The sequence below is a fragment of the Burkholderia sp. YIM B11467 genome (assembly GCF_052952715.1).
Genome location: NZ_JBQVSQ010000004.1, coordinates 385763 through 409628, shown reverse-complemented (window position 1 = coordinate 409628; position 23866 = coordinate 385763). Strand labels below are relative to the sequence as shown.

General features: G+C 65.8%; 22 protein-coding genes. 9 read left to right on the top strand and 13 right to left on the bottom strand.

Annotation, left to right across the window (positions count from 1 at the left end):
- Window positions 1–90 precede the first annotated feature (90 nt).
- Window positions 91–999, bottom strand: a complete 909-nt coding sequence (locus ACTRWB_RS17005) for a LysR family transcriptional regulator (protein WP_343491868.1) — start codon at window positions 997–999, stop codon at window positions 91–93.
- Window positions 1000–1329: 330 nt separating this feature from the next.
- On the opposite strand from ACTRWB_RS17005, the gene ACTRWB_RS17000 reads away from it, so the two are divergent.
- The 3 genes from ACTRWB_RS17000 to ACTRWB_RS16990 all read left to right on the top strand — a co-directional run bounded on the left by ACTRWB_RS17000 (window position 1330) and on the right by ACTRWB_RS16990 (window position 4008).
- On the top strand, window positions 1330–2313 hold the full coding sequence (locus ACTRWB_RS17000) for a DUF1852 domain-containing protein (protein ID WP_446902587.1): 984 nt from the start codon (window positions 1330–1332) through the stop codon (window positions 2311–2313).
- A gap of 25 nt (window positions 2314–2338) precedes the next feature.
- Entirely contained in the window at window positions 2339–3367 is a 1029-nt protein-coding gene (locus ACTRWB_RS16995) for a methionine synthase (protein ID WP_129518211.1), read from the top strand.
- A gap of 140 nt (window positions 3368–3507) precedes the next feature.
- Window positions 3508–4008 (top strand): flavin reductase family protein, encoded by a 501-nt coding sequence (locus ACTRWB_RS16990; protein ID WP_446902586.1) that lies wholly within the window; start codon window positions 3508–3510, stop codon window positions 4006–4008.
- Window positions 4009–4153: 145 nt separating this feature from the next.
- Here the strand turns inward: ACTRWB_RS16990 and ACTRWB_RS16985 are convergent, their stop codons facing one another.
- Window positions 4154–6079 (bottom strand): hypothetical protein, encoded by a 1926-nt coding sequence (locus ACTRWB_RS16985; RefSeq protein WP_446902585.1) that lies wholly within the window; start codon window positions 6077–6079, stop codon window positions 4154–4156.
- A gap of 64 nt (window positions 6080–6143) precedes the next feature.
- Between ACTRWB_RS16985 and ACTRWB_RS16980 the strand changes: the two genes are divergently transcribed.
- Entirely contained in the window at window positions 6144–6488 is a 345-nt protein-coding gene (locus ACTRWB_RS16980) for a hypothetical protein (RefSeq protein ID WP_446902584.1), read from the top strand.
- A gap of 430 nt (window positions 6489–6918) precedes the next feature.
- A complete protein-coding gene (locus ACTRWB_RS16975) occupies window positions 6919–7818 on the top strand; it encodes a hypothetical protein (RefSeq protein WP_446902583.1) in 900 nt (299 codons plus the stop codon).
- A 60-nt stretch (window positions 7819–7878) separates the two neighbouring features.
- Here the strand turns inward: ACTRWB_RS16975 and ACTRWB_RS16970 are convergent, their stop codons facing one another.
- Window positions 7879–8658, bottom strand: a complete 780-nt coding sequence (locus ACTRWB_RS16970) for an N-acetyltransferase family protein (protein ID WP_446902582.1) — start codon at window positions 8656–8658, stop codon at window positions 7879–7881.
- A 395-nt stretch (window positions 8659–9053) separates the two neighbouring features.
- Here ACTRWB_RS16970 and ACTRWB_RS16965 point away from each other — a divergent pair, with 395 nt between their 5' ends.
- From ACTRWB_RS16965 to ACTRWB_RS16955, 3 genes are read left to right on the top strand one after another with little or no spacing between them, the layout of a single operon-like run.
- Window positions 9054–10277, top strand: coding sequence for an aromatic ring-hydroxylating oxygenase subunit alpha (locus tag ACTRWB_RS16965; RefSeq protein ID WP_446902581.1), 1224 nt, complete (start codon window positions 9054–9056; stop codon window positions 10275–10277).
- Between the two features lie 2 nt (window positions 10278–10279).
- Window positions 10280–11875, top strand: a complete 1596-nt coding sequence (locus ACTRWB_RS16960) for an FAD-binding oxidoreductase (protein ID WP_446902580.1) — start codon at window positions 10280–10282, stop codon at window positions 11873–11875.
- Entirely contained in the window at window positions 11865–13085 is a 1221-nt protein-coding gene (locus ACTRWB_RS16955; protein WP_446902579.1) for an MFS transporter, read from the top strand. The genes ACTRWB_RS16960 and ACTRWB_RS16955 overlap by 11 nt, the downstream gene beginning before the upstream one ends.
- Before the next feature lie 184 nt (window positions 13086–13269).
- On the opposite strand, the gene ACTRWB_RS16950 is transcribed toward ACTRWB_RS16955, so the two are convergent.
- From ACTRWB_RS16950 to ACTRWB_RS16940, 3 genes are all read right to left on the bottom strand, one after another.
- Entirely contained in the window at window positions 13270–15435 is a 2166-nt protein-coding gene (locus tag ACTRWB_RS16950) for a hypothetical protein (protein WP_446902578.1), read from the bottom strand.
- Between the two features lie 69 nt (window positions 15436–15504).
- Window positions 15505–16512: a hypothetical protein gene (locus ACTRWB_RS16945; protein ID WP_446902577.1), complete on the bottom strand. Its 1008-nt coding sequence runs from the start codon at window positions 16510–16512 to the stop codon at window positions 15505–15507.
- A 254-nt stretch (window positions 16513–16766) separates the two neighbouring features.
- Window positions 16767–18053, bottom strand: coding sequence for a hypothetical protein (locus ACTRWB_RS16940; protein WP_446902576.1), 1287 nt, complete (start codon window positions 18051–18053; stop codon window positions 16767–16769).
- On the opposite strand from ACTRWB_RS16940, the gene ACTRWB_RS16935 reads away from it, so the two are divergent.
- Window positions 18022–18711: a hypothetical protein gene (locus tag ACTRWB_RS16935; protein ID WP_446902575.1), complete on the top strand. Its 690-nt coding sequence runs from the start codon at window positions 18022–18024 to the stop codon at window positions 18709–18711. The two genes, ACTRWB_RS16940 and ACTRWB_RS16935, sit on opposite strands and share 32 nt — an antisense overlap.
- Window positions 18712–18930: 219 nt before the next feature.
- Here the strand turns inward: ACTRWB_RS16935 and ACTRWB_RS16930 are convergent, their stop codons facing one another.
- From ACTRWB_RS16930 to sctS, 7 genes are all read right to left on the bottom strand, one after another.
- Complete coding sequence (locus tag ACTRWB_RS16930) at window positions 18931–19764, bottom strand: hypothetical protein (RefSeq protein WP_446902574.1); 834 nt, start codon at window positions 19762–19764, stop codon at window positions 18931–18933.
- Between the two features lie 152 nt (window positions 19765–19916).
- Window positions 19917–20372, bottom strand: coding sequence for a CesT family type III secretion system chaperone (locus ACTRWB_RS16925; protein ID WP_129518198.1), 456 nt, complete (start codon window positions 20370–20372; stop codon window positions 19917–19919).
- A gap of 85 nt (window positions 20373–20457) precedes the next feature.
- Window positions 20458–20664 (bottom strand): hypothetical protein, encoded by a 207-nt coding sequence (locus tag ACTRWB_RS16920; protein ID WP_048251935.1) that lies wholly within the window; start codon window positions 20662–20664, stop codon window positions 20458–20460.
- A gap of 145 nt (window positions 20665–20809) precedes the next feature.
- On the bottom strand, window positions 20810–21052 hold the full coding sequence (locus ACTRWB_RS16915; protein WP_048251936.1) for a hypothetical protein: 243 nt from the start codon (window positions 21050–21052) through the stop codon (window positions 20810–20812).
- A gap of 18 nt (window positions 21053–21070) precedes the next feature.
- On the bottom strand, window positions 21071–22345 hold the full coding sequence (locus ACTRWB_RS16910) for a secretion protein (protein ID WP_446902573.1): 1275 nt from the start codon (window positions 22343–22345) through the stop codon (window positions 21071–21073).
- Between the two features lie 142 nt (window positions 22346–22487).
- Window positions 22488–23531 carry a hypothetical protein gene (locus ACTRWB_RS16905; protein WP_446902572.1) on the bottom strand — a complete coding sequence of 348 codons (1044 nt, stop codon included), beginning with the start codon at window positions 23529–23531 and terminating at the stop codon, window positions 22488–22490.
- A 55-nt stretch (window positions 23532–23586) separates the two neighbouring features.
- Window positions 23587–23850, bottom strand: a complete 264-nt coding sequence (sctS, locus tag ACTRWB_RS16900; protein ID WP_048245064.1) for a type III secretion system export apparatus subunit SctS — start codon at window positions 23848–23850, stop codon at window positions 23587–23589.
- Between the last annotated feature and the right edge of the window lie 16 nt (window positions 23851–23866).

Here is a 23866-nt window from a genome sequence, read left to right as displayed (position 1 = left end):
GTTGGTCATCGTCGTTTTACCTCGATCCACACTGCCGCGTATCGCATGACCTGCTGCTGATGCGCGTTGAGCGCCAGCCTCGATGCAAAACTAGTCTCGCATCTTCGCTTCCGCCCATTTCCACTCCCGCGCAGCCTTCACAAACGCCGCAAGATAATCGATGTCCTCATCGGCCTTGCGCGTGCCGAGGAAAATCTGCTTCGCAATACCCTTCTCTCCCAGTTGCACGGGCGTGAGCGGCATCCAGCCCGCGTATTCTTCCGCGAGCCAGCGAGGTAACGCCGCCACGCCGCGGCCGCTCGCCACCATCTGCAGCATGATGTCGGTCGTCTCGATCACCTTGTGGCGCTTCGGCACCATGTTCGCGGGCGTGAGGAACTGCGTGTAGATATCGAGCCGGTCCGTTTCGACGGGATACGTGATCAGCACCTCATGCTGCAACTGCTCCGGCGTGACATACGCTTCTCCGGCCAGCGTGTGGTTATCGCCGACCACCAGCACCTGCTCGTAATCGAACACCGGCTGAAAATGCAGTTCGGGCTTCTTGAGCGGGTCGGGCGTCACGAGCACGTCGATTTCATGGCCGATCAACGCGCCGATGCCGCCGAACTGGAAGCGCTGCTTCACGTCGACGTCGACATCCGGCCAGCGCGCGAGATACGGCGACACCACCTTCAGCAGCCATTGGTAGCACGGCGCGCATTCCATGCCGATCCGCAACGTGCCGCGCTCGCCCTGCGCGTATTGCTTCATGCGCGCTTCGGCGAGTTCGAACTGCGGCAGCAACCGGTTCGCGAGGCTCAGCAGGTACTGTCCGGCCTGCGTGAGCCGCATCGATCGTCCCTCGCGCGTCCACACTGGCGTACCGAGCTGCTGCTCGAGCTTCTTCACCGCATGACTGAGCGCCGACTGCGTGAGATTGAGCGTATCGGCGGCGGCCGTGAGCGAACCCTGCCGTTCCACTTCCCGCACGACCATCAGATGACTGCGATCCAGCATCGCTCACTCCATGAACAATTTTAATGTTTGCATGAAATAAATCCATTTTTATTCATGCGACGGGAACTATATCATCGCTGACAGTTACTTTTCTTCTGATTAACACGCAGTACATGGTCACCACGCAGATCCACGTACACCGCGTCATGAACATGATTAATGGTTGTATGAAATCGATTCATGCATGGTCGACCGTGGCTCGACGCCAAGTTCGTTCGGAATGTCGATACCGATGAGACTGCCGAGTAAAAGCCGGAGAAGAAAGGCGGGAAGCATTGGAAAGCAAAGCGCAAGCGCAGTTTATTTCAGAAACCAGGGTGCGAGATCGCAATGAATAAAGAATTTACATTTGCCATTAACAGCATCTGTTTCGATGAAGACTACCAGCCTTCCGAAAATACGCGTATCACGACCAATTTTGCCAACCTGGCCAGAGGAGAGAGCCGCCAGGAGAACTTGCGCAACACTCTCGCGATGATTGACAATCGTTTCAATTCGCTGGCGCATTGGGATAACCCTGAGGGTAATCGTTATGCCGTCACGCTTGAAATCATTTCCGTTGAAATGAGTATCGAAGGGGAGGGCGGTGCTAACGCGCTTCCTTTGATCGAGATATTGAAAACCAATATTCTCGATAGAAAAACAGGCGAGCGTATTGAAGGTATTGCGGGAAATAATTTTTCCTCTTATGTGCGGGATTATGACTTCAGTGTGGTATTGCTGGAGCACAACAAGGATCGGCCTGGATTCAGTACGCCGGACGGCTTTGGCGATCTGCATGGAAAGCTGTTCAAGTGCTTCGTGAATTCCAGCGCTTACCGGGATAATTTCGCCAAGCCGCCCGTTATCTGCCTGAGCGTTTCGAGTAGCAAGACTTATCGCCAGACTGCCAATCAGCACCCTGTATTGGGTATCGAGTATCGGCAGGACGAATATTCATTGACTGACGAATATTTCGAAAAAATGGGTTTGAAGGTTCGCTACTTCATGCCTCCGAACAGCGTTGCGCCTTTGGCTTTTTATTTTACCGGGGATTTGCTTGCTGATTACACCGATCTTGAGCTTATCGGCACCATCAGCACGATGGATACCTTCCAGAAGATTTACCGGCCGGAGATTTACAATGCGAATTCCCCGGCGGGAAAATCCTATCAACCCAGTTTGAAGCATCAGGATTTTTCGTTGACTCGAATTGTTTACGATCGGGAAGAACGTAGCCGGCTGGCTGTCGAGCAGGGAAGGTTTGTCGAGGACCAATTTATCAAGCCATACCAGGCCATTCTTGAACAGTGGTCCGCTGACTACGCTCTTTGACTAACAAAACGCAAGGCCGTCTACCGTGAAAAAATTGCTACCTACTTCAACCGCTGGCAGCTTGCCCAAACCCGCCTGGCTCGCACAACCCGAGACCCTTTGGTCGCCTTGGAAATTGCAGGACGAGGAATTGATCGAGGGCAAACAGGATGCCTTGCGTTTGTCGTTGCAAGAGCAGCAACATGCAGGCATCGATATCGTCAGTGACGGCGAGCAAACACGCCAGCATTTCGTGACCACGTTCATCGAACACCTCAGCGGCGTTGATTTTCAGAATCGCAAGACCGTTCGAATTCGCGATCGCTATGATGCGAGCGTGCCGACGGTCGTCGATGCGGTTGCCCGGCAAAAACCGGTGTTCGTTGAGGACGCCAGATTCTTGCGCCAGCAGACCCGGCAGCCCATCAAATGGGCTTTGCCGGGCCCGATGACCATGATCGATACGCTTTACGACGATCATTACAAGAGTCGCGAAAAACTGGCCTGGGAGTTCGCGAAGATCCTGAACGAGGAAGCCAGGGAGCTGGAGGCCGCCGGCGTCGATATCATTCAATTCGACGAGCCCGCATTCAATGTTTTCTTCGATGAGGTGAACGACTGGGGCGTCGCGACCCTGGAAAGGGCGATTGAAGGTCTGAAGTGCGAAACCGCCGTGCATATTTGCTATGGCTACGGCATCAAGGCCAATACGGACTGGAAGAAGACGCTGGGGTCGGAGTGGCGGCAATACGAGGAAGCCTTCCCCAAACTGCAAAAATCCAGTATCGGTATGGTTTCGCTGGAATGTCACAACTCTCACGTTCCGATGGAGCTGATCGAGCTCATTCGAGGCAAGAAGGTGATGGTGGGGGCCATCGATGTAGCCAGCGATACCATTGAAACCCCCGAGGAAGTCGCCAGCACGTTGCGAAAAGCCCTTCAGTTTGTGGATGCCGACAAGCTCTATCCTTGCACCAACTGCGGCATGGCTCCGCTGTCGCGCGCCATCGCGAGAGGCAAGCTGAGTGCCTTGAGCGCGGGCGCGGAAATCGTCCGACAAGAACTCTCGAACTAGTTCCGCGCTGAAGTCGGACGTCGTGCTCGGGGAATCGAAGGCCGCGTGGATGTCGGGGAGTGCAGTGAAATGGCTCCTTGAATCTGTCGGAATACGCCGCCTCGACATCTCCGAGCCGCCCCCAGTATTCGGTATCTACCATGTTACTTTCCAGCACGGCCATCGAGCCATTGAGCTTTCGCGAATCGCTCGGGCATTACGCATCCGGTATCACGGTGATTGCATCACACGTCGATGGCGAGCCGATCGGCTTCACTTGCCAGTCTTTCCATAGCGTGTCGATGAGCCCGCCGCTGGTGTCGTTCAGCGTCATGTCCGGTTCGGCCAGCTATCCGAAAATTCGCCAGGCAGGTCGATTCGTCGTCAATATCCTGTCGGACGAGCAAGTCGGGATTTCCAACCAATTCGCTCGACGAGGCACGGACAAGTGGCACGGCGTCGATTGGCAGGAATCGCCGCTGGGTAACCCGATCATTGCCGGCAGCCTTCACTGGCTCGATTGCGAAATTTATGCCGAGCACGCCGCGGGCGATCACCTGATCGTGATCGGTGAAGTGAAAGCGTTGGACCTGCAAGCAACGGCCGCTACGCAGCCGTTGCTGTACTTCAGAGGACAGTACTGCAACATCGCCGGTGCATAGCGCGGTTTGAGCGCTTTCCGCCGCTGGGCGCTCGCGCTGCAGAATTCGTGGCCCGAGGTCAGTATGTTGACCTCGGGCCATTGACGTTTGACGGGTTGCGAAGCGCGCTTGCGGTTGGGCCGCACGTCCGTCGACGACCTCGTCGTCAAACCTGATCCGGCCCGGACGGCTCGGTGTTCCGCGGGGCCCGACGCCGTCGCATGGCGCCGCTCAGTGCGTCGGTCGCCGACGACGCAGCCTGATCGAACGCCTTCGCGCCCGCACCGACCACGGCACCTGGCGTGCGCACGACCGTATCGAACGTCGCCGCGGTTGCATTGGCAACCGGTTTGACCACATGACGCCCGGCGCCCGTTGCCACGGTTGCCGCGCCTTTCCCGAGCGGATCGAGCACGGGGCTCGCCATGTCGATGGCCCGCGCAAGACCTTGTCCGGCCGGTTTCAATGCGTTCCGGTAAGCCGCCCCGGAAACCGCTTGCAGGCCCTGGCCAAGGGGCTTGAGCGCATGCTCGAACGCGAACTGGGCAGTGCCGGACAGCCCGTTTCCCACCGACGTCAGGACCGGGCTGACATACGGTATGTCGGCAATCGGCGACAACGCATTGCCCACGCGAGTCAGGCCCGCGCCGGTGTACCGGATGCCGAGTTCGGCACCCTTGTCGACGATGCCCATGGCCGTGCCGAGCGCCTGCGTGACGGCATGGCCGAGCGACGCATTGCGCTCACCGTCAGGCCGTGCGATGCGGTCGAGATCGTCGAGCGTGGTCGTTTCGTGACCGGAGATCCGCGCCAGCATCGCACTTTGCTTGCCGGCGTCGGTGGTGATGCGGGCGTTCTCCTTGTCGCCGTCGGCACCGACCCACTTCTCGGCCGCCATCGACGCGGTCATGCTGAGGACCTCGGTCGGCGTCGAATACATCAGCGTGATGAGCTGTTCCAACGAACCGGAAATGACGCCTTGGTGTTCCAGGATCGACAGCAGCAGCCCGATCGTCGCGGCAATCTCGCCGCCCGTGGCCATCGACCGTATCGCGGAGCCGGTGCCGCGCGCGGCCCGGATCGTGTTGAGCGTCGATTCGCTGACGTGCGTGCGTACGTCGGCCACGTCCGGCCGCGGAATCACGCCGGTTTCGATGAGGTTCATCTTCGCGTCGACGAGTTCCTCGTGGTCGCTCATCACTTCGAGCGGGATCATCGCGCCGGACATCCACGTCGCCAGCAGGTTGGTGAACTGCTTCGCCACGAGCAGCGCGGCGGCGGCCTCGGTATGGCCGGCCTGGCGCGCTTCGCTGGCCAGTTCGCGCACATAGTTGTTCGCGATGGAACCGATCGCGGCGATCGCGCCCGAGTAGGCGGCGCCCTTCAGCGTGTCCCACGCTTCGCCGAAATTCTCCGGCAGGAAGTTGCCGCCCTTCATCACTTCGAGCAGTCGCGAGATGACCATCGAGTCGAACGTTTCGGCAAACAGCGGCGTCAGCGAATCCAGCAGCGGGCCGAATTTCGCCACGGCGGCTTCGCTCATCGAACGTTTGACGTTGTCCCAGATGCCGTAGTCGAAGGTGGCGCCGATCGTTCCGGTGCCGGTCAGGCTGGCGCCGACGCCGTACGCGAGCTGCTTCGTGAACTGCTTGTTGTTCGCCAGCGAGAGCAACGACATCGCACCGAAATCATGCCGGAACTGCGCGATACGCATGTTCTTCGCCGGGTCGTCGTATTGCCGCTCCAGGATGGACTGCAGGCGCGCGCCGGTTCCGTTGTCCGGCGTCACGTGCACGCGGATGCCGAGATTGCGCAGGAAATCGGACGGATGCTGATCGCCGCCCGGCATGCGCGCCTGCGGCGTGAAGGCGGATGCGCCACTTGCGATCGCGTCGCGCAGCATATCGGTGGCGACGAGCACATCGCCGCCCGCCAGCCGCATGAACGCGCTCATGTGCTGCATCAGGTTCTCGTCCCACTCGATGCGGATCGTCGCGTCGGGCGGAAGCGCCAGGCTCCTGACGGTGTCCGGATCGAGTTCCGACAGCAGGCTCAGCACGCCCTGCGCGCCTCGATCCTGCTCGCAGCGCAAGCGCCCGTCCTCGTGCCGGGTTAGCGAGCCGCCGCAAGGCGGCGGCATCGTGAAGCTGACTTCGTTGTCGGTCGATGCCGTCGATGCTGTCGATGCGGACGTGACCGACGCGGCTGACGAGGTTGACGTCGTGGCGGCGTTTTCGGGTGCGATGCGATCCATCTCGATGGAAGACGCGGTGCTGGCGCGGCGCGACCGGTGCGCGTCGAGGACCGTGCTGTCCACGCGACGCAGGCTGCCCGTGCCGTCGGCGGGGAGCGATTCCGGCGGCCGCGCGCCTGATGCCGACGTATCGGTCGAACCGCGCGGCTTCAGCGCGGGAAATTCCGTCGACGCCCGACGGGAAGCGTTGCCCGACGGGCTCGCGGCCCGGCTCGGCGGGGTGTTGTCCGGCGCTGCGTCCGGCTGAGGCGAGTGCGTCGACGCGACGGGCGACGTGGAACGAATCGAAGACGACATGGTGTGGGCCCGGCTGACGAAGATGGCGTGACCCAACACTACGTCGCCCGGTGTTCGGGCGCGGTTGCGATTGCGAAAGGCAAGCGCGGTTTACGAACCGTCTGGCAAGGCAGTTTCCCGGCGCTTCAATGCGCGATGCGTCGGCAGATTTTGCGTCGATCGGCATCGAGTACGAAGCGATTGCTTCGGGGCGCGGCGCAGGTTTTACCGAGGTTCGCTGCCGGCTTGCACGTGGTCGGCAGATGCGCGTCGAGCGTCGTTGTGCGGCAATCAAGGCAACCACGTTCGGATCCTGATCGACGAATTCGCCGGCAACCGTTCAACGACGGCCGTCGTCCGATGAAATGGCCGGCACGGAACAACCTCAATGGAGTACGACCATGCCTACGCCCGTTCGATCGGGGGCCTCGAGCCCGGTGCACAGCGAAGCTGCCGAAGAAGCCGGGACGGCGGCGAGCGCCGCCGCGTCCCCGACGCCTTCGGCGCGCGAGCGCGCGATCCCCGAATTCATGCAGCCGTTGCTGAGGAACCGCTCTCCCGTGCGTGACGTTCAGCATGCGCAACGGCGCTGGGAGGAACTGCCGCGCCAGCACGTCCCGCAATCGATCGCGGAGGCGGACCGCCTCATGCATGGATTCACGACCAGTTTCCATTTGCCTGAAGATCATCCGTTGCGCATCGATCACGAAACCTATCGTCAGCTGCTGGGCCGCTTGCAGGCGATCGCGGAAAATCTGCCGCCGGTGCGACCAAGCGCGCGTGCTCAACAGCTGACTCAGTTCGCGGGGCTGATCCACGGCATGGATCACGCCGATCATCTGGGCGCGTTCGCGACCGTTCTCAAGGGTGTCAGCGAGGAACTGCCTCACGATCAGCAGGGCGTGCCGCTTGCGGCGCTCGTGGCAGAGACCGGCAAGCTGTCGGGCGACCTTCAGCCGCAGCTCCGAAGCGGACTGTTCGAAACCATCACGAGATTGCCGGCGGAGCATCGGCACAAGCCGATGCAAGCCTTCGCCGGCCGGCTCGGGGAATCCGCCGGCGACATTCGCTTGCCGGAAAACGCCGACGATCTCGAACCGTTCTCGAGCATGCTCCGCGAAATCGAACTGCTGCCCGACCGCTATCGGAGCGAGCCGCTCACGAGACTGGTGACCGCGATCGGCCATCAGCCGACACAGCACCACGCGGCACTCATGACGATGGTCGAAGCGCCGATCAAACGCCTGTCGGCAGCGCGGCGGCATGGCCCGTTGCAGGCATTCGCCGATCTGCTCGACTAGATGGACAGCGCCCGACGACGCGCGGGCCGGCGATACAGCGTGCATGCCGGCCCGGCGCGGTCAACGGGCCGGGCTGCGCCTCGGCGGCGGAATGTCCGCGAACGTCGGATTCAGCGCGATCCAGAACGCTTTCGTGTCGCCCGCTACGGTCAGTGCCGGGTCGGGCCGCCAACCGCGCCGGTGCTTGCGTTCCAGCTGCGCCGTATTGCTTTCCCATACGCGGGACAGCTTGTAGCGAAAGCCCCTGGCGAGCAGTGCCTCGTCGACTTGTTTCGCGAGGTTTCTTGCGACGTCGGTTCCGCGATGCTCCTTCGCAACCAGGATATTGATCTGCGCAACTTGCCCCGGGGCGTGCAGTTCCGTTTCCGAATAGTCCATGAAACCTGCGATGACCTCGTCCTTGACCGCGACGACCATGCCGTCATAGATGCGCGGGTCAAATGCGTCGGGAGGATAGTCATGCTCGAAACGGGACGCGAGCGCGGCACGATCGTCCCCGTCTATTTCGAACAGGAAACTGATGAGCTCGTTTCGGGTGTCCTCGTCATGCGGGTCGATTTCGCCCATGCGGGTTCCGTCGGCATAGTGTCTGACATTCGTCATCATGACCGGCCCGACGAGCTCGGGCGTACCGACGGCATGCCGCGACGCGCCGGCCGCTTGTGCAACCGGCGCACCGAGTCCGCCTGAGATGGCTTCCGGCGTGGTGCCTGACGCGCGAAAGCGTTGTGATGACGGTGCGTCGCTCGCGGTCTCCAGCGACGCCGTGCTCTGGCGGCGCTTCCCGAGAAAAGACGGCGGGAATTGCGCTCTGGTCAGCGCTTGCGCGGCCGTGTCCACGGTCGGCGTCGGCGTACGGCGTGTGTTATCGGTGGGGCTTTCGCTGGCCCGCGGGGAGGAGTCCGGATTCTCTGTGCGCGTCACTCGCATGGCGTTCGGGGAATGGTTGATGGGATGTGGACGAATGTAGGCGGAGGCGCTGCGATGACAGTCGCCGCATCGGAACGGCGGTTGCCGAATGCGAAGCACGCGCGATCTCCGAAGCGGCACACCCCGACGTTTCCTTCGCCGACCCTCGCGACAAGACACCAGCCCGGATGACGCGCACCCGTGAATCCGGCGACCGTCCGATACGGATGGATCGCCACCGTTTCGCATCGCAGCCGTCGCGACGGCACGTTTCTCCTACGATCGCTGTCACGGCCGCACGAGCGCGGCTCACCAGGGGGAACTTCATGCAGGCTGCGCAGCGCTATCAACATGTCCTCACCCAGCATCTCGCGAAACCGCTCGAGCAAGCGGTATCGCTACCCGCGCTGTTCTACACCGATCCCGGAATCTTCGCGCACGAGTTGGCGGTGCTCGATGAACGTCACTGGCGCGTCGCGGCCGCGAGCGGGCAGGTCGGCCGCCCCGGCGACGTGCTGCCCGTCACGCTGTCCGGCATGCCGCTCGTCGTGACGCGCGACCGCGACGGCACGCTCGGTTGCTTCCACAACATCTGCAAGCATCGCGGCGTGCCGCTCGTGAGCGAGCAGGCGAGCGACGTCAATTCGATCCGGTGTCCGTATCACGCGTGGCGATACGGGCTGAACGGTTCGCTGGAACGCGCGAGCCACTTCAACGGGATCCACGATCACCGCGTGGACGAATCGCGCCGCGGCTGTCTCGAACTCGATCGCGTGCGCAGCGCGTGCTGGAACGGCCTCGTCTGCGTGAACCCGGGCGGGCACGCGGCACCGCTCGCCGATACGCTGGCCGCGCTCGACACGCGCTGGCACGACTACGACTTCTCGCAACTGCACTACGGTGGCGCGCTGCACTATCGCGTGCACGGCAACTGGAAGCTGGTGGTCGAGAACTTTCTCGACAGCTATCACAACCCGTTCGTTCATCCCGCGCTCAACAAGGCGTCGCTGTGGAGCGAGCACTATCCGGTCGTGGACGATCATTTCTGCGGCGTCGGCACCTACGTCTACGATGCGGCGACCGCGGGCCACGGCGGCTTGCCGACATTCGCCGGGCTGTCGCCGCAACGCGCGCGCGGCGCCGAGTACCTGCTCGCGAGCCCGACGCTGATGCTGGGCCTGCACGCGGACTACCTGTTCGTGCTGACGGTCGATCCGGTCGACGTGCAGACCACCGACGAGCACGTGTACTTCTTCTTCGTCGGCGAGCCGTCTGGCGATGCATCCGATCCGCTGGAAGCGATCCGCATGCGCGTGCGCACGAACTGGGATCGCATCAATCGCGAGGACATTCCGATGATCGAGGGCATGCAGGCGTGCCGTCGCTCGCCCGGCTATCGCCCCGGTCCGTTCTCGCCGTTCCACGAAGGGCCGCTGCACGCGTTTCAGCTGTCGCTCGCGCGCCGAATGGCGCCCGAACCGGACGTTCCGGCATCGCGCGCCGTGCGGCACGACGCATTCCGTTTCCACCCGATTTCAGTCGAGGCATGACCATGCAGATTGCATTTCACGGACCGATGCACGGCGATCTGGGCGAACGGCTGCGCGCGCTCATCGGCGCCGACGCGGTACTGACCGACGAGTCGTCGCTCGCTTTTTATTCGAACGACGTGTTCTGGCAACCGGGCGTGGCGCCGCTCGCGATCACGCTGCCGCGCAGCGCCGACGACGTGGTGGCGCTTGCGCGGCTCGCGCAGGACCTCGACGTCGCGCTGATTCCGCGCGGTGGCGGTTTGTCATACGGCAAGGGTTATCTGCCGCCGCACCGCCACTGCATCGTGGTCGACACGCGGCGCATGTCGCGCGTGATCGAGATCGACGAGAAGAGCCGTTTCGTCACCGTGGAGGCGGGCTGCACGTGGGCCGAACTGCATGAGGCGCTGTTGCCGACCGGCTTGCGCACGCCGTACTGGGGGCCGATGTCCGGGATCGGCGGCACGGTCGGCGGCGCGCTGTCGCAGAACAGCGCGTTCTACGGATCGAGCCGCCACGGCACCGCGGCCGACAGCGTGCTCGGCGTCACGGCCGTGCTGGCCGACGGCACCTGCGTGACGACCGGGTCGGGCGGGCGGCGCGGCGCGAAGCCGTTCACGCGACACGGCGGCGGGCCCGATTTCACCGGGCTCTTTCTCGGCGACAACGGCGCGTTCGGCATCAAGGTCGCCGCCACGCTGCGCCTGATCGAGCGCACGCCGCATGTCGGTTACCTGTCGGCCGGCTTCGCGACGATGCAGGCGATGGTCGACGCGCAGGTGCGTCTCGCGCAGACCGGCAAGATCGCCGAGAGCTTCGGCATCGACCGCAACAAGGCGCTGCAGTCGGCCGGCGTGAACCGCTCGGCGGACAGCGTCAAGAGTCTGCTGGCCGTGATCGGCGCCGGCAAGAGCCTCGCGGTCGGCATGAAGGATGCGGTAACGGTGGCGGCGGCCGGTACGCAATTCCTGACCGCGCATCCGTACACGCTGCACCTGATGGTCGAGGACGAATCTGCGCGCCGTCTCGACGAAGCGCTGACCGAGGTGCGCGGCATCGTGCTCCGCGAAGGCGTGGAGCTGCCCGATTCGGTGCCGCGCGTGATCCGCGCGAAGCCGTTCGGCCCGGTGCGCGGCATGCTCGGGCTGAACGGCGAGCGCTGGGTGCCGTGCCACGCGACGTTCGCCCTCGGCGACGCGCTGTATGTCTGCGACGCGATGGCGCGTCATTTCGAAGGGTTCGACGCGTTGATGGCGCAGCACGGGATCAGCCGCTCGCATTTCCTGATGTGCATCGGCAACGAGTTCTTCTTCGAGACCGCGTTCTACTGGCGCGACGAACTCACGCCATTGCATGTCGCGATGGTCGGCGCCGACGTCACCGCGCCGTGGGCCGACCGGCCGGCCGCGCCCGACGCGCGGGCCGCGGTGCAGGCGATCCGCGACGCAACCTATCTCGCGTATGCGGAACTGGGCGGTGCGAGCTGGCAGGTCTCGCGCGACTATCCGTTCGAGCGCGTGCTGGAGCCGGGATCGTGGAACCTGATGCGGCGCGTCAAGGCGAGCCTCGATCCGGATCGGCGGGTCAACCCGGGAGCGCTCGGCGATGGCTGCTGACGCGCGCGAAGGGGCGGCCGGCGGCGACGGCCTGACCGGCGCGCAGGTGGCGCTGATGGCGACGTTGTGCGCGTTTTCGGCGGGCAGCCTCTACTACAACCAGGTCATGGCGGCCGCGATCGCGCACAGCTTCGGCGTCGCGCCGGCCACCGCGAGCACGCTGTCGGTGTTCGGTCATGTCGGCTACGTGGCGGGCCTCGTGCTGCTCGTGCCGCTGGGCGACCGCTACGAAAAGCGTGCGCTGGTCGCGCGTCTCGCGTGGCTCGGCGCGCTCGCGCTGGCCGGCGCGGCGCTTGCACCGTTTTTCGCACTGGAGGCGCTTGCTGCGCTCGTCAGCGGCGTGTTCGCGACCACCGCGTCGCTGACCGTGCCATTCGCGGCCACGCTGGCGGCGCCCGAGCGGCGCGGCCGCGTGGTGGGGCGCGTGATGCTCGGATTGCTGATCGGCATTGTCGCGAGCCGCGTGGTGTCGGGCGCGGTGACCGAGACGCTCGGCTGGCGCGCGATGTTCGCGTTCGCGGCGCTCGCGCAGGCAGCCCTCGGATGGCTCGTGTCGCGCCGGTTGCCGCGCGCGCCGGCGACGACCGGTGAATCCTATGCGGACCTGCTGCGCTCGTTGCGCGCGCTCTATCGCGACGAGCCGCGCCTGCGGCTGTCGGCATGGCGCGGGGCGCTGCTGTTCGGCGCGTTCAGCGCGCTGTGGGCGAGTTACGCGCTGCATCTGCAGCACGCGCATCCGGCGTGGGGCGCGTCCGTGGACGGGTTGTTCGGGCTGGCGGGCATCGCCGGTGCGCTGATCGCGCCGGCCCTCGGCCGCGCGGCCGACGTGCTCGGCCCCGAGCGCGTGTTCGGGCGCGCGCTCGCCTGCCTGTTCGTCGCGCTCGCGCTGTTCGCCGCGTGGCCGGGACAGGTCGCCGTCGAGGCGCTGGCGATCGTGCTGCTCGACATGGGCATCCAGGCGGCGATGGTCTGCAACCAGACCGTGATCTATGCGCTGCGGCCGGCCGCACGCACGCGCATCAACGGCGTCTACATGATCGTCTACTTCATCGGCGGCACCTGCGGCACCGCGCTGGCCGTGCCGGCGTGGGCGGCGGCCGGGTGGTCGGGCGTGCTGGGCGTTTGCGCGGCATTCGTCGTGGCGGGCGCGGGGTTGCACGTCGGGGCGCGGTGGCGTGCGCGTGCGTTGCGCGGAGATCCGACCGTGTGAACTGGCGCGATTGGCTCCACTCCGTTGAGCCGGACACGATCGACGGAGTGAAGCCGCGTCGACGCGCTGCTCGCGACAACCGCCGCGTCCCGGACTTCTGCACCGCGGTGAGTCAGGACGGTCGCGTGGACACAATCCTGACCCGTGCGCTGGATGCGCCGGCGCGGCAGGCGTCATCCACCGCCTAGCGCCTGACGGACGCACCCGCCTCGACCGCCACCGGCACGATCGCGCCAAGCGCGCTGACGCCGAGTCCTGCGAGGTGATTCCACTGCGCTGTCTCGTCGAGCGCCATCGTGGTGAACGCGAGGCTGAACGCAGCGCGGAATGCTTCCTGCACGTTTCTGATCGTATAGGCCGACGGGATGCCGTGCGCCGGCGCCTCCGGGATCCTGCCGGCTTCCTTGTCGGCCATCTCGGAGAACGTCGTGGACAACTGCAGCAGCGGAAACTCGCCGAGCAGGAACCGGACGGAGCGCGCCCAGTTCTTGGCCCACGCGAGGGTTTGGCTGTTCTCCTGGTCCATGCCGATCTTCAGGATGCGCGCGAGACGGCCGTCGCCCGGTTGCGCGCCGCCGAGGAACTGGCCGAGGTTCGCGAACGCCTGCAGCACCGACGACGTCACACCGAAAATCGCCGCCCGGTTGCCGAGGTTCGACAGCCATTCGTCGTGAACGGCGGGGCCGATCGCACCGAGCACCGCGCCCGTGACGCTCAAGGCCCCCATCGCGGCAAAGAACGCGGTGCGTTTCGGCGATCCGTCCTTCGACATCGCCGCGATCCGCGCTTCCGTGTCCTGCGCATCCTTGAACGCCGCGTCGATCCGGACGCGCCGCTCGTCGTTCGCAGGCAAGCCGTCGCGAAACCGGCGCGCGGCGGCGCGTATCGCGTCGATGTCGTGCGTGAACCGCTCGACGTGGGCGTCATACGTCAGCGGCGGAGCCGGCGCAGGGTGTGCCGATGCCGTCGCGTCGTCTGCCGGCTGCGCGTCGAGCCGGGGAAAGATCACATCGTGCAGGTTGGTGATCGAGAGGCAAGCCTTCGCGATGTCCGATTGCATGCGATCGAGCGGGTACGCATGCAGCTCGTCGAGCACGCGTTGCAGTGCCGATGCCGGATCGGCGCCGCGCGCGACGGGCCCGAATCCTTGTTCGAGATCCCGTCCGGCCGGTTCGACCCGATCGGGTTGCGCCGGTCGCGCGTCGTTCATCGCGGCTCGCAGCCCGTTGGTCGCGATCGGCACGAACGCGGGTTCGACGGGGCGGGGCGCATTGCCGCGCAGCAGGGTCGAGATCGGCCGCACGATACGCAGCATCACGTCGTTCAACGCGCCGGTCTGCATCGCCGCGCCCAAGGCGGACAGCACGAAGCCGCTGACCTGAAACGCCGGCGGCGCTGCCTGGCCGGTCGCCTTGCTGACGGCGAACATCGTGGCCAGTGCCGCCATCTGGTCGAACGCCTGCACATAACCCTGGAGCCGGATAAGTGGCCCGCCGGCGTCCCTGTAGCGGCGCTGCCCGTCGGTCGCGAGCGGATATTCGGTGGTTGCGGCCAGCGCCATCGCGAGCGCCGAACGCGAGGCCACCAGTGCAGCCATCCTGCCGACGTCATGAAAGGACGTGCTTGTCGCCGGAATGATCCCCGGCGCGGCATACCACGCGGCGTTCTTGGCGACGATCGCGAGCATCGCTTCCGTCATGCCGATCGCGCGCTGGATCTTGCCGGCGCGACCGGCGGCCTGCTCCGCGGCCTTTCCTTCATCCGAGGCCAGCAGCGCGTCGAGGTCGCCCGCCATCCTGTCGAGCGCCTGCTTCACGGGTTGCGCCATCGCGATGTGTTGCTGGAATGCGTCGACGCGCCGCAGATCGGCGTCGGTCAGCGCGTTGACGTCGTGCTTCGCCAGTTCCGTTCGCAACTTCGTGTGCAGCGCGACGGCGTCGTCGACCGACGACGTCAGCGACGCCGTCAGTTCGTGCACGTTCCGCGACAGCGTTCGCATCTCTTCGTAGCCGAGGTGCGCTGTTTGCTGGACCGGTACCGAATTCGGCTCGTCGGTCTGCGCTTCGGTGATTCGGGCGTCGGGCAACGCCGCTGATACGCGTTCTGTTTCACCGCTCTCGTGGCGAGGCAACCGCGCGCGGGTGCCGGCACGCAGCGTCGACAGTTCGACCGTGCTGGCAACCGGCGACTCGCTCGATCTTCGCCGGTGCTGAAACGAGGTCAGCGATGAAAGACGTTGATCGGCCGACGCGGCGTTCGCCTCCGGGCGTCCTGCTTCCGGGCTCGGCGTCGCGGGGTTGTCGGGTGCGAGGTCGGGGCGGCGAGGAGAAACGGCGGATCGTGTTCGCATGACGTGTTCGACTTTCAAAAATGGGTGACCGGGGGCGGCGCGGCCCGTATCAGGCCGCCGATGCATCCGTCAATTCAGGCGCCATCCGTTTCTGAGCAGACTCCGCTCCGCCACCGCCCGCATCGCTTGCGTGTTTCCCGTGCAATTCAAGCCGTCATTGCATGTCATTTCGTATTTCGATGTCAGCTTGCGCAGTAATTCGGAATTGACGACACATTCGATGGTCATCTCGGGCATCGAGGTGTGCCTTGCAAGATGCCAGATGGCCAGATCGACGGCCCCCGGGATATCGGAGTCGTTCTCGATGGAGGGAAACGAAATCGTCCGACCTGACTCGGTCGCGGAGACCCAGTAATTCCCGGCCGATTCGTGCGTGTGCACGTCGAACAATTCAAACGGCCCGTGCGCGCTGTACGCGATCACATAGATGTTTCCGTTGGTCGCGCAGGTCCCGTCCGGAAGCGCTTGGAATTCCGATACCGAAGCCGATCCGGCTGCGGAAGACGCGCCCGTGTGCAGGTCTTGCGGCGGCGCCGACTGCCACGCGTCGCCGTGAAAATACTGTGCGCCTGCCGCGGCGGTTTCGTCGTGGTAATACGGCTGCCCGCCTTGCGTGCTGTACCAGCCGGCGCCACCCGCCAATCCGGGCATGAACAGCCTGGAGCCGTCGGATGCGGTCACTCGCGAGAATCGGGTCATGCGCTGCCCTCCGTCGGGAGTCGGCGCGCGGGCCATCAACACCGTGCCATGCTGAAGCAGCGTGCCGGTCAGATACCGTGGCGGCATGCCGTTCTGGATAAAGCAGAGCTGCGTCGACGTGGATCCCGTCGGGTTTCCCGTCTGTACCGGACCGGGTTTGGCGGAAAACGCGGTATCGGTTCTTCGTTCGGGCGTTGGGGCGCGTGCCAATTGCGCCAGTCTTACATCGACGCGCGGGTTGACGCGAGTCGACGCGGCGGGGGCCGGCGATGCATCGACATGGCCCTCGGTTTGATGGCTGTCCACGTGCTCGAGCGCGCCGCCATCAAGTTCGGTCGGCATGCTCGCGCCGTGGTGCGTTGCATGGGTGGTTTGCATCGGATCTCCAGTATCGGGTTGCGCGCCGGAATGGCCGCGACGGTCGGCATGTGTATCGACTGCGGCCGATTGCGCGTGCGGCGGCGGACAGGCGAGGGCGTGATGTGTCGACCGCAGCGGCATCCGCTGCCGCACACACCGCTCGACTTATAACAAGCGGGTGCCGCGTGGCAGCGGCGGCGTCTGAAGCGTCGTCGTCGAACCCGAAGCTGCGCCGGATCGATCGCGGGCGCGCCGGCAACCGGTTCGTGGATTCAGTGCGGCGGCGTCGCATCCTCCGGGCGTGGCTGCACGGTCCCGGGCTCATCCGTTGCAGCCGGCGGTGCGTGTTCCGCCGGCGCGGCTTCCGGATCGATGGCCGCAACCGTACGGCGCGGCGACATGCTCGTCATGAAGACGTAGGACACGAACATCAGGCCGATCGATAACCCCGCGATCGTGTTCGTCAGATAATCGCTGTCCCTCGGACTCAGATGGGCGGCGGGCCCGGCCCTGCTGAATACATCGAGGAACGGGTACAGGATCACGAATAGCGACTCGAGCGCGAGCGTCGATCCCGTCGCCCGATCCTCGACGTCATTGCGTGTCACGCCGCCGACCACCTCTCGTCCCGCCCAGTTGTTGATGACATCCTTGCCGAACGGAACGTGCACATGGGTCGTGAGCCGGACGTCCTGCACCGCGCGCAGAGCTGGCCTCAGGCCATCGGCCAGGTGGTCGTAAAAGGCCGTGAGCGCCGGGTACATCAGCGAGTTGATCACTTCGCCGGCAGCGTTGGCGGCGGCAAACGCGCTGAAATGGCCGAACGCGCTTTTCGCCGAACTGGCCAGCGCGGCATCGCTCGTGCCCGAATAGGCGGCGCCCGTCCCTTGCAGCGTGAAGATCGGGATCTGGCTGACGCCATAGACCACCATGTTGGTGAATACCGCGCGGCCGTTCGCGTGTTGCAGCGACGGATCGCGATTGTCTGCCGGCCGGATGAACAAGCCGATCGCGCCGAGGCTGGCCGAATACTCGGTCGCCTTGATCAGCAATGCCGTCGCCTTCCCGAGCCCGCCGGTGTTCCCCGCAATCGTCGCCGCGGCACCGAGCAACGCGATATTGGACGCCTGCGCCGAACGGGTCATCCAGTTGCCGCGCCCGTTGATGCGTTGCTGGACCGCGACGAGCGCGTTGAGCATCCCGACCCCGGCGACGATGCTCGCGGACACGGCGACTTTCACGGGTTCCGACACATGCTCGAGATTTTTCGCGGCGAGTTGCCCGACCACTTCGCGGATGGCCGTCGCCAGATAGTAGATGGTGCCTTCGCGCGCCGTCGCATGCAGTACGTTGGCAGTCCAGCCGATGCCGGTCGTGGTCGCCGTGTTGCTGAGCAACTGCCGGAGCAGGCCGACCTTTTCCGTGATCTGCGCTTCCTGTTGCTCGATGCTGTCGGTGGATGGGGCGGTTTCAGGCGGCGTTGTTGCACGTGCGCGCGTCGACTGAACTTCAGCACCCGATGCGGGCGTGTCGATCGGCGTCGGCGGTATGTCGGTCATTTCGATCGCTTCGGTCGACTCGGCCGGTGTGTCGGCAAGCATGCGTTGCGGCACGATCGGAACCGGCGGCGCGTCGGGGAAATTGCGGTCGATTCGCGAATTCGGAGTGCCCGCTGCATCCCGTTGCGGCCCGGCCGAAGCGGACGGCGCGGATGGAGCGCGCGGGACGACCGGTCGCAACGGCCGTACGCTGGCGGCAAACTGCGGCGGCACCATCGGGACGGGCGGCGCGCCAGGAAAATTCCGGTCGATTCGCGAAGCCGACGCATCCGGTGCATCGCGTTGCGGCTCGACGACGGCGGACGGCGCAGAGCGGGAACGCGTGACCGCGGGCCGCAATGGCGACACGCTGGAGGCATATTGCGGTGGCACCATCGGAACCGGCGGAGCCGACCTGAAACGCCTGTCGATACGCGAAGCCGATGCGCGCGTTGCTTCGGATTGCTGCGGAATATCCCGCTGCCGGTTTTCCATCCGGTTGGCCGACGAAGCGCCGTTCGCGTGCCCCGGTTCACGCGATGCCGAATCGGCCGGTGTCGAACGCGTGTCGGAGCGGCCCGGCAGTCCTGCCAGCTGCGAAGGCCGGCCGGGAGTCGGCCGCGATGCCGATGCCGATGGGGCGGGCGGCGCGGCAGGGCCTTCGTGGGTCGCGGCGTGATACGGATCGGCGCTTTCGCCGGTGGTTATCGGAATGGTCATCGGCACACTCGGATCAGGTCTCGAAACCCAAACAAATCATGGCGACTGCCGGCGTCGGCTCGTTATCGCGGTCACACCCGCACGCGCACGGCATCCATGCTTTCGTACGACGGCTAAAAATGCCCACTCCGGGGCTTGCCGTCAGCCCCGGCGTCGGTTGCTGCCGGCATTGGCGTGATCAACGGCGATCGAATCGGCCGTCGCCATATCCACCGGTCAGCGGCGTCTCGGACGCCGAGTCCTCCGCGTAACGCGCCAGGCGCGCTTCGCTTCTCGACTGGCTCGCGCTGATGGTGCCGCCGGTATCGCCGGCACGGGTCCAATCGGACGTAAAGGCACGCAACGCTTGCCGCACAGTGCGGAAGAGCTGCCTGGCAGAGCCGATTCGCGCGTCGACAGGAGACGTCGCGAATGTCGGTACGGCCGGACCCGGTGCAACACCGGCGGGAGGGTGAGGTTGCGGCGCATGGGCCGGTCGCGCCGGATAGGACGCTTGCGGCGCCGGCACGGATCCCGGATGCGGCCGAGCGAACTGCGGCTCGGGATACGCGTGCACCGGCCGCGCGTCCGCGTTTTGCGCCGGGCCGAATCTGCCGCCCGGCTTGTAATCGGCGGGATCGGGCATGGTCAGCTGTCCCCGCGCCGGCCCGGGCATCGAGTAGGCGCGCGGGCGTCCCGGATACGCGTTCGATGACGGCTCGTGCGGATACGGCGGCATCGACATCGGCCGTTGCGGGTAGGACGCGGGCGGTGTCCGCGGCGCGACGCGCGGCGCGGTGCCGGCCGGCACCAGCACGTCCTGCAGGTTCGTCCCCCGGCCGGGCACATTGAACGCGCCCCGCGTGCCGGGCCCTGGCGCGGGCCGTTGCAGTCCGCCCAGCAGTGCGCCGGGCTGCTGCGCCGACGACGAGCGCACCGAACCCTTGCCGGGGGGCGCGTTGCCGGCCCCGTCGTGTTGCTGCGTCGGGTCGAAGGAAGGGCGCGGGCCGTGGAAGATACGCGTTTCAGTCATGTGACCTCCGGGGTCAACGGGTTCCGGACCTCAGCATAGGAGCGCGGCCGCGCGGATCGCGGCACCGAAGCGAAGACGGATAAGCGGACGCGAAGTGTCGTCCCGCCACGCGGCGCCATCCGTGGTTCGACACGACGCGTCGCGGCGCACGCTCACGCGCGCAGCCAGATGAATTCGCCGGTCGCGATCCCTTCGAACATGTCGTCGCTCGATTCGATGATGTTCTGCCGCCAGTACCGTCCGTGCTCTGCATAGTGCGACAACAGGTCGGCGATGGTTTCGCCGGTCACGTCGTCGGCGAACGGCACGCGCACGATCAGCACGATGCCGCCCGTGTCGCTGTCCATGCCGAGTTGCGCCTGATCCTGCGCGTAGATCAGCAGGTTGGCTTCCAGCATCAGCCGGAAGATCGTCAACGTGCGGCCGGCGGTGACCGTACCGTAATGAAAATTGACGTAGAGCGCGCCCTGATCGTTGTCGAAGTGATCGAGCCGCACGTCGAAACCCTCGACCTCGATCGTGCGCGTCTGCAGCACGTGGTCGACATCGGGCAAACCGACGGCGGTGCACAGCTCGCCGATCAACGCGGTATAGATATCGATACTCATCGGCAACACAACCGATAGGAAAAGCCGACCGCGCCGCGACGCGGCCCGATCGGCGAAAAGACGGTGCCGGCTGGCCCCGTCTCGATCACGACGGGCTGGCGGCGTCCTTGATGCCCTTCGCGCCACCCTTCAGCGCCTCACCGGCCGCCTGCTTGAGCTGCGCATCCGATTGTGCCCCTGCGATCGCCAGGGACTGGTTCGCATTGGCCTCGATCTGTCCGATGATCCCGCCGGAGGCGGCGGCGCCGTTTGCGCCGCCTGCGAAACTGCTGGCCAAGTTGCTCACACCCATGACTCACTCCTTTCGACGTGTGGAAAAAGCCGTACGAAGGACGTCGCGGTTGCCCGCGAGTGACTTCCCCGGCAGTCGTTGCAAAACGCGACGGACCGGTGATCCGGCGTCGCGGGATTCCGCGCGCAAGCGCGAAAACCGGGCGTTACTTCGCGAGTTCCTGTTCGCGAAGCTGGGCGACAAGGCGGCTGGCCGCCATCAGCCCGAGGTAGATCTTCGAGCGATTGCTGCGGTCGAGGTCGTTGCCGCCCTGTGCGTCGCCGACCGCCTGCGCGCTTTGTTGCAACGCGCGCTCAAGCTCGATCAGCCGCGGCCCCGCGGCGGGATCGGCAAGCAGGTTCTGCAGATTGCCGAAATCCTCGGCGTGGCGTTCGATGGCTTCGTACATGCGTTTTTCCCCTTGGGTTCAGTGAATCGACGCCGCGGCCACCCGGTCGTCCGACGGCAACGGCACGGGGCTGGCCTGCGCGGCAGGCGGCGTGGCGGGCGAGCCCGGCGTGTCGGACACAGCGCCCGGCGCCGATGCGGCGATCGCGTCCGAGGCGCCGTCGTCGGCGGCTTCCGGCACGGGATAGATGTGCTTCACGCCGTCCGGCGTTTCGGCGTACCGCACGTCGCCCGACGACAGCAGCGCGGTGAACGTCCCCTGTTTCGGCGCCGGCGCCGGAACAGCGATATCGCTCAGCGACACGCGAATCTGCGTGACGCTCTTGTCGAAATCGCCGCGGATACGCGTCAGCGCGTTCTCGACGCGTTGCCGGTCGGCCACCGCGCCGGACACGGTAAACACGCCATGTCCGTCGTAGGCGACCTGCACGCCGTCGACATCGACGGCATCCCGGATTCCGCGCGCGATGTCGTCGGCCACCCGGTAGCGGCGCACGACGACGCCCGGCTTCAGGTGTTCGAACAGTTGCCGCGCGACGTGATCGTCGTTGGCCGAGCGGACCATGCCCGCCACCACCGCGCGCGCGGCGCCGTCGCCATCCCGCGCCGCATGCAGCTCGTTCAGGTGCGCGTCGGCCAGCGCGCGGTTCACGCGTTGCTCGAACAGCACGTCGGGCGGCGTGAGCGCGGCGCGGCTGACATTGGTGGTCAGCACGAAGCTGATGCCGATCACGCCCGCGCCGACGGCCACGCACGCGGCGACGATGCCCGTATAGCGCAGCCGTTTCAGGCGCGCGGCGCCGCGTTGCGGGCCGTCGCCTTCGCGTGATGTCTGGGCGGGGCCGGTCAGCAGCGTCGACAGCAACGCGAGATCGCTCGGCCACGCGTCGTCCGCCCAGCCGATGCACAACGCGATGTCGTCGAACTGCAGCGGCACGAAGTCGACCATCCACACCTTGCAGGGGTCCAGCGGCGCGTCCTCGCCCACGGTGTGCGCTTCGTCGTGAGCCTCGCGTTGAGCCGTGCCAGCCGCTACGTCGCCATCGACATCGCCGTCGAGCCGCCGGCCGTCCGGCGACGTGGCGAAAGCCGCCTGCGGGTCATCCGCATCGCCGCGCTCGAGTCGCTGGCTGCTGACGGCGCCATTCGGCTCGACCACCAGCAGCACGTCGGCGCCGCGCCAGTCGGTGAGCTGGATGTCGGCGTCGTCGTCGACGCCGACGCGATACGCACCAGGCTCCAGATGGACCTGGGCGCCGGCGTGGTGTCCCGTGAGGATGCGCAGCAGTTTCATGATCGACTCGGATCCTTGCGGTGAGGCAGGCGACATGCGTCGAATCGCATCGGCGTCGCGTGCTTTCGATGCTTTCACTGTAGCGACCGACGATGCCGGCGCCTGACCGGCGCGCGAACCGGCGTGCGCGGTTGCGAAGCGCTCAATGCGACGACGCGGGGGACGGCTCCGCGTCGTCGTCCTGCCGGCCGCGCGCGTCGTCGTGTTCCGCGCTGGCGCCCGCCTGCAGCGAGGCCAGGATGCTGTCCGCGCGCGTCGCGCGCGAGCCGACCGTCGGCCGCTCGAGCGCGAGCAACTGCAGGCCCAGCAGCAGGTTGAAATGCCGGACGCGGCTCACCGGCTCCGTGGCCGACGTCGGCTGGTCTGCGCGACGCGCATCCTCCGCGCCCGCGACGGCACCACGCAACCGGGACCGCTCGACGAGGCGCGCGCGAACCGCTTCGAAACCCGTCGCGCCCGATGCGCCGAGCCACGTGCGCGCAAGCGTGACTTCGCGGGCAACGCGATACATCCGGGCATCGAGGCGCTGCTCGGGGGCCGCGGCGAGTTCGTCGCGCATCGCAAGCAGCTCGTCGCAACACGCGTCGGCAACGGCTTGTTCGCGCGCGCCGTCGGTTTCATGATCGAGCGCATCGTTCAACCAGTCGGGCAACGTTGCGTCGTCCGGCAACGCAGCACCCATGCCGCGATGGGCGACACGCAATTTGCCCGGCACGCGCCGCGCATCCTGTTCCTGCCGTTGCTGTTGCCGGCCTTGCTGCTGCTGTTTCCCGTCCTGCTGCGACGACTGCTGCCCGCCGCCGCCACGCTGCCCGCCGCGCCCGCCATCACGGCTGACACGCAATCCCGACAGCGATTTCGGCATCGCGCGTCGGGTCGAGCCGGACGAGCCCGATTGCCGCGGCGCCTGGGCCAGCGCCTTGCGCGACATCGCGAAGCTGGCCCGCTTGCCGGCATTTTTCCGCCGGGCCTGTGCGAGGCGCGCACGCAACTTGGCGGCGCGCAGCTTGTTCGCCAGCAGCTTCGCGCTCGCCCGATGCGCATGGGTAAAGGTCGTGCGGCCACGATACAGCGCGGCCTGATGGGTCGCACGCGTGTCGTCGCGCGCACGGTCGGCCCGTGCCTGCTCGGCTTGCGCGAGCCCGTCCTGGGCCGCGGCGTACGGATTGTGCGAGATCCGGCTCATCGGCCAAGCCCCCCGGGCCGGACGCGCGCAGCGGCGATCGTCGTGATGGGGTCGTTCATTGCGGCAACGCAGTGCGCATCATCTGGTTGGCGAAATGCAGCACCGCGGACGCCGCCAGCGGGGCCACGATGACGATCGTGATCACCACCGCCACCAGCTTCACGCCATGCGGCAAGGTCTGGTCCTGCATCGACGTGATCGCCTGCAGGAACGACACGGCGAGCCCGACCGCGGCCGCCACGATGACGACCGGCAGCGAGCAGTAGAGGCACAGCAGCATCCCCTGGGCGGTAGCGCCGATCAGCGCGTCGATTTCCATCGAGAGTCCCCGTGAA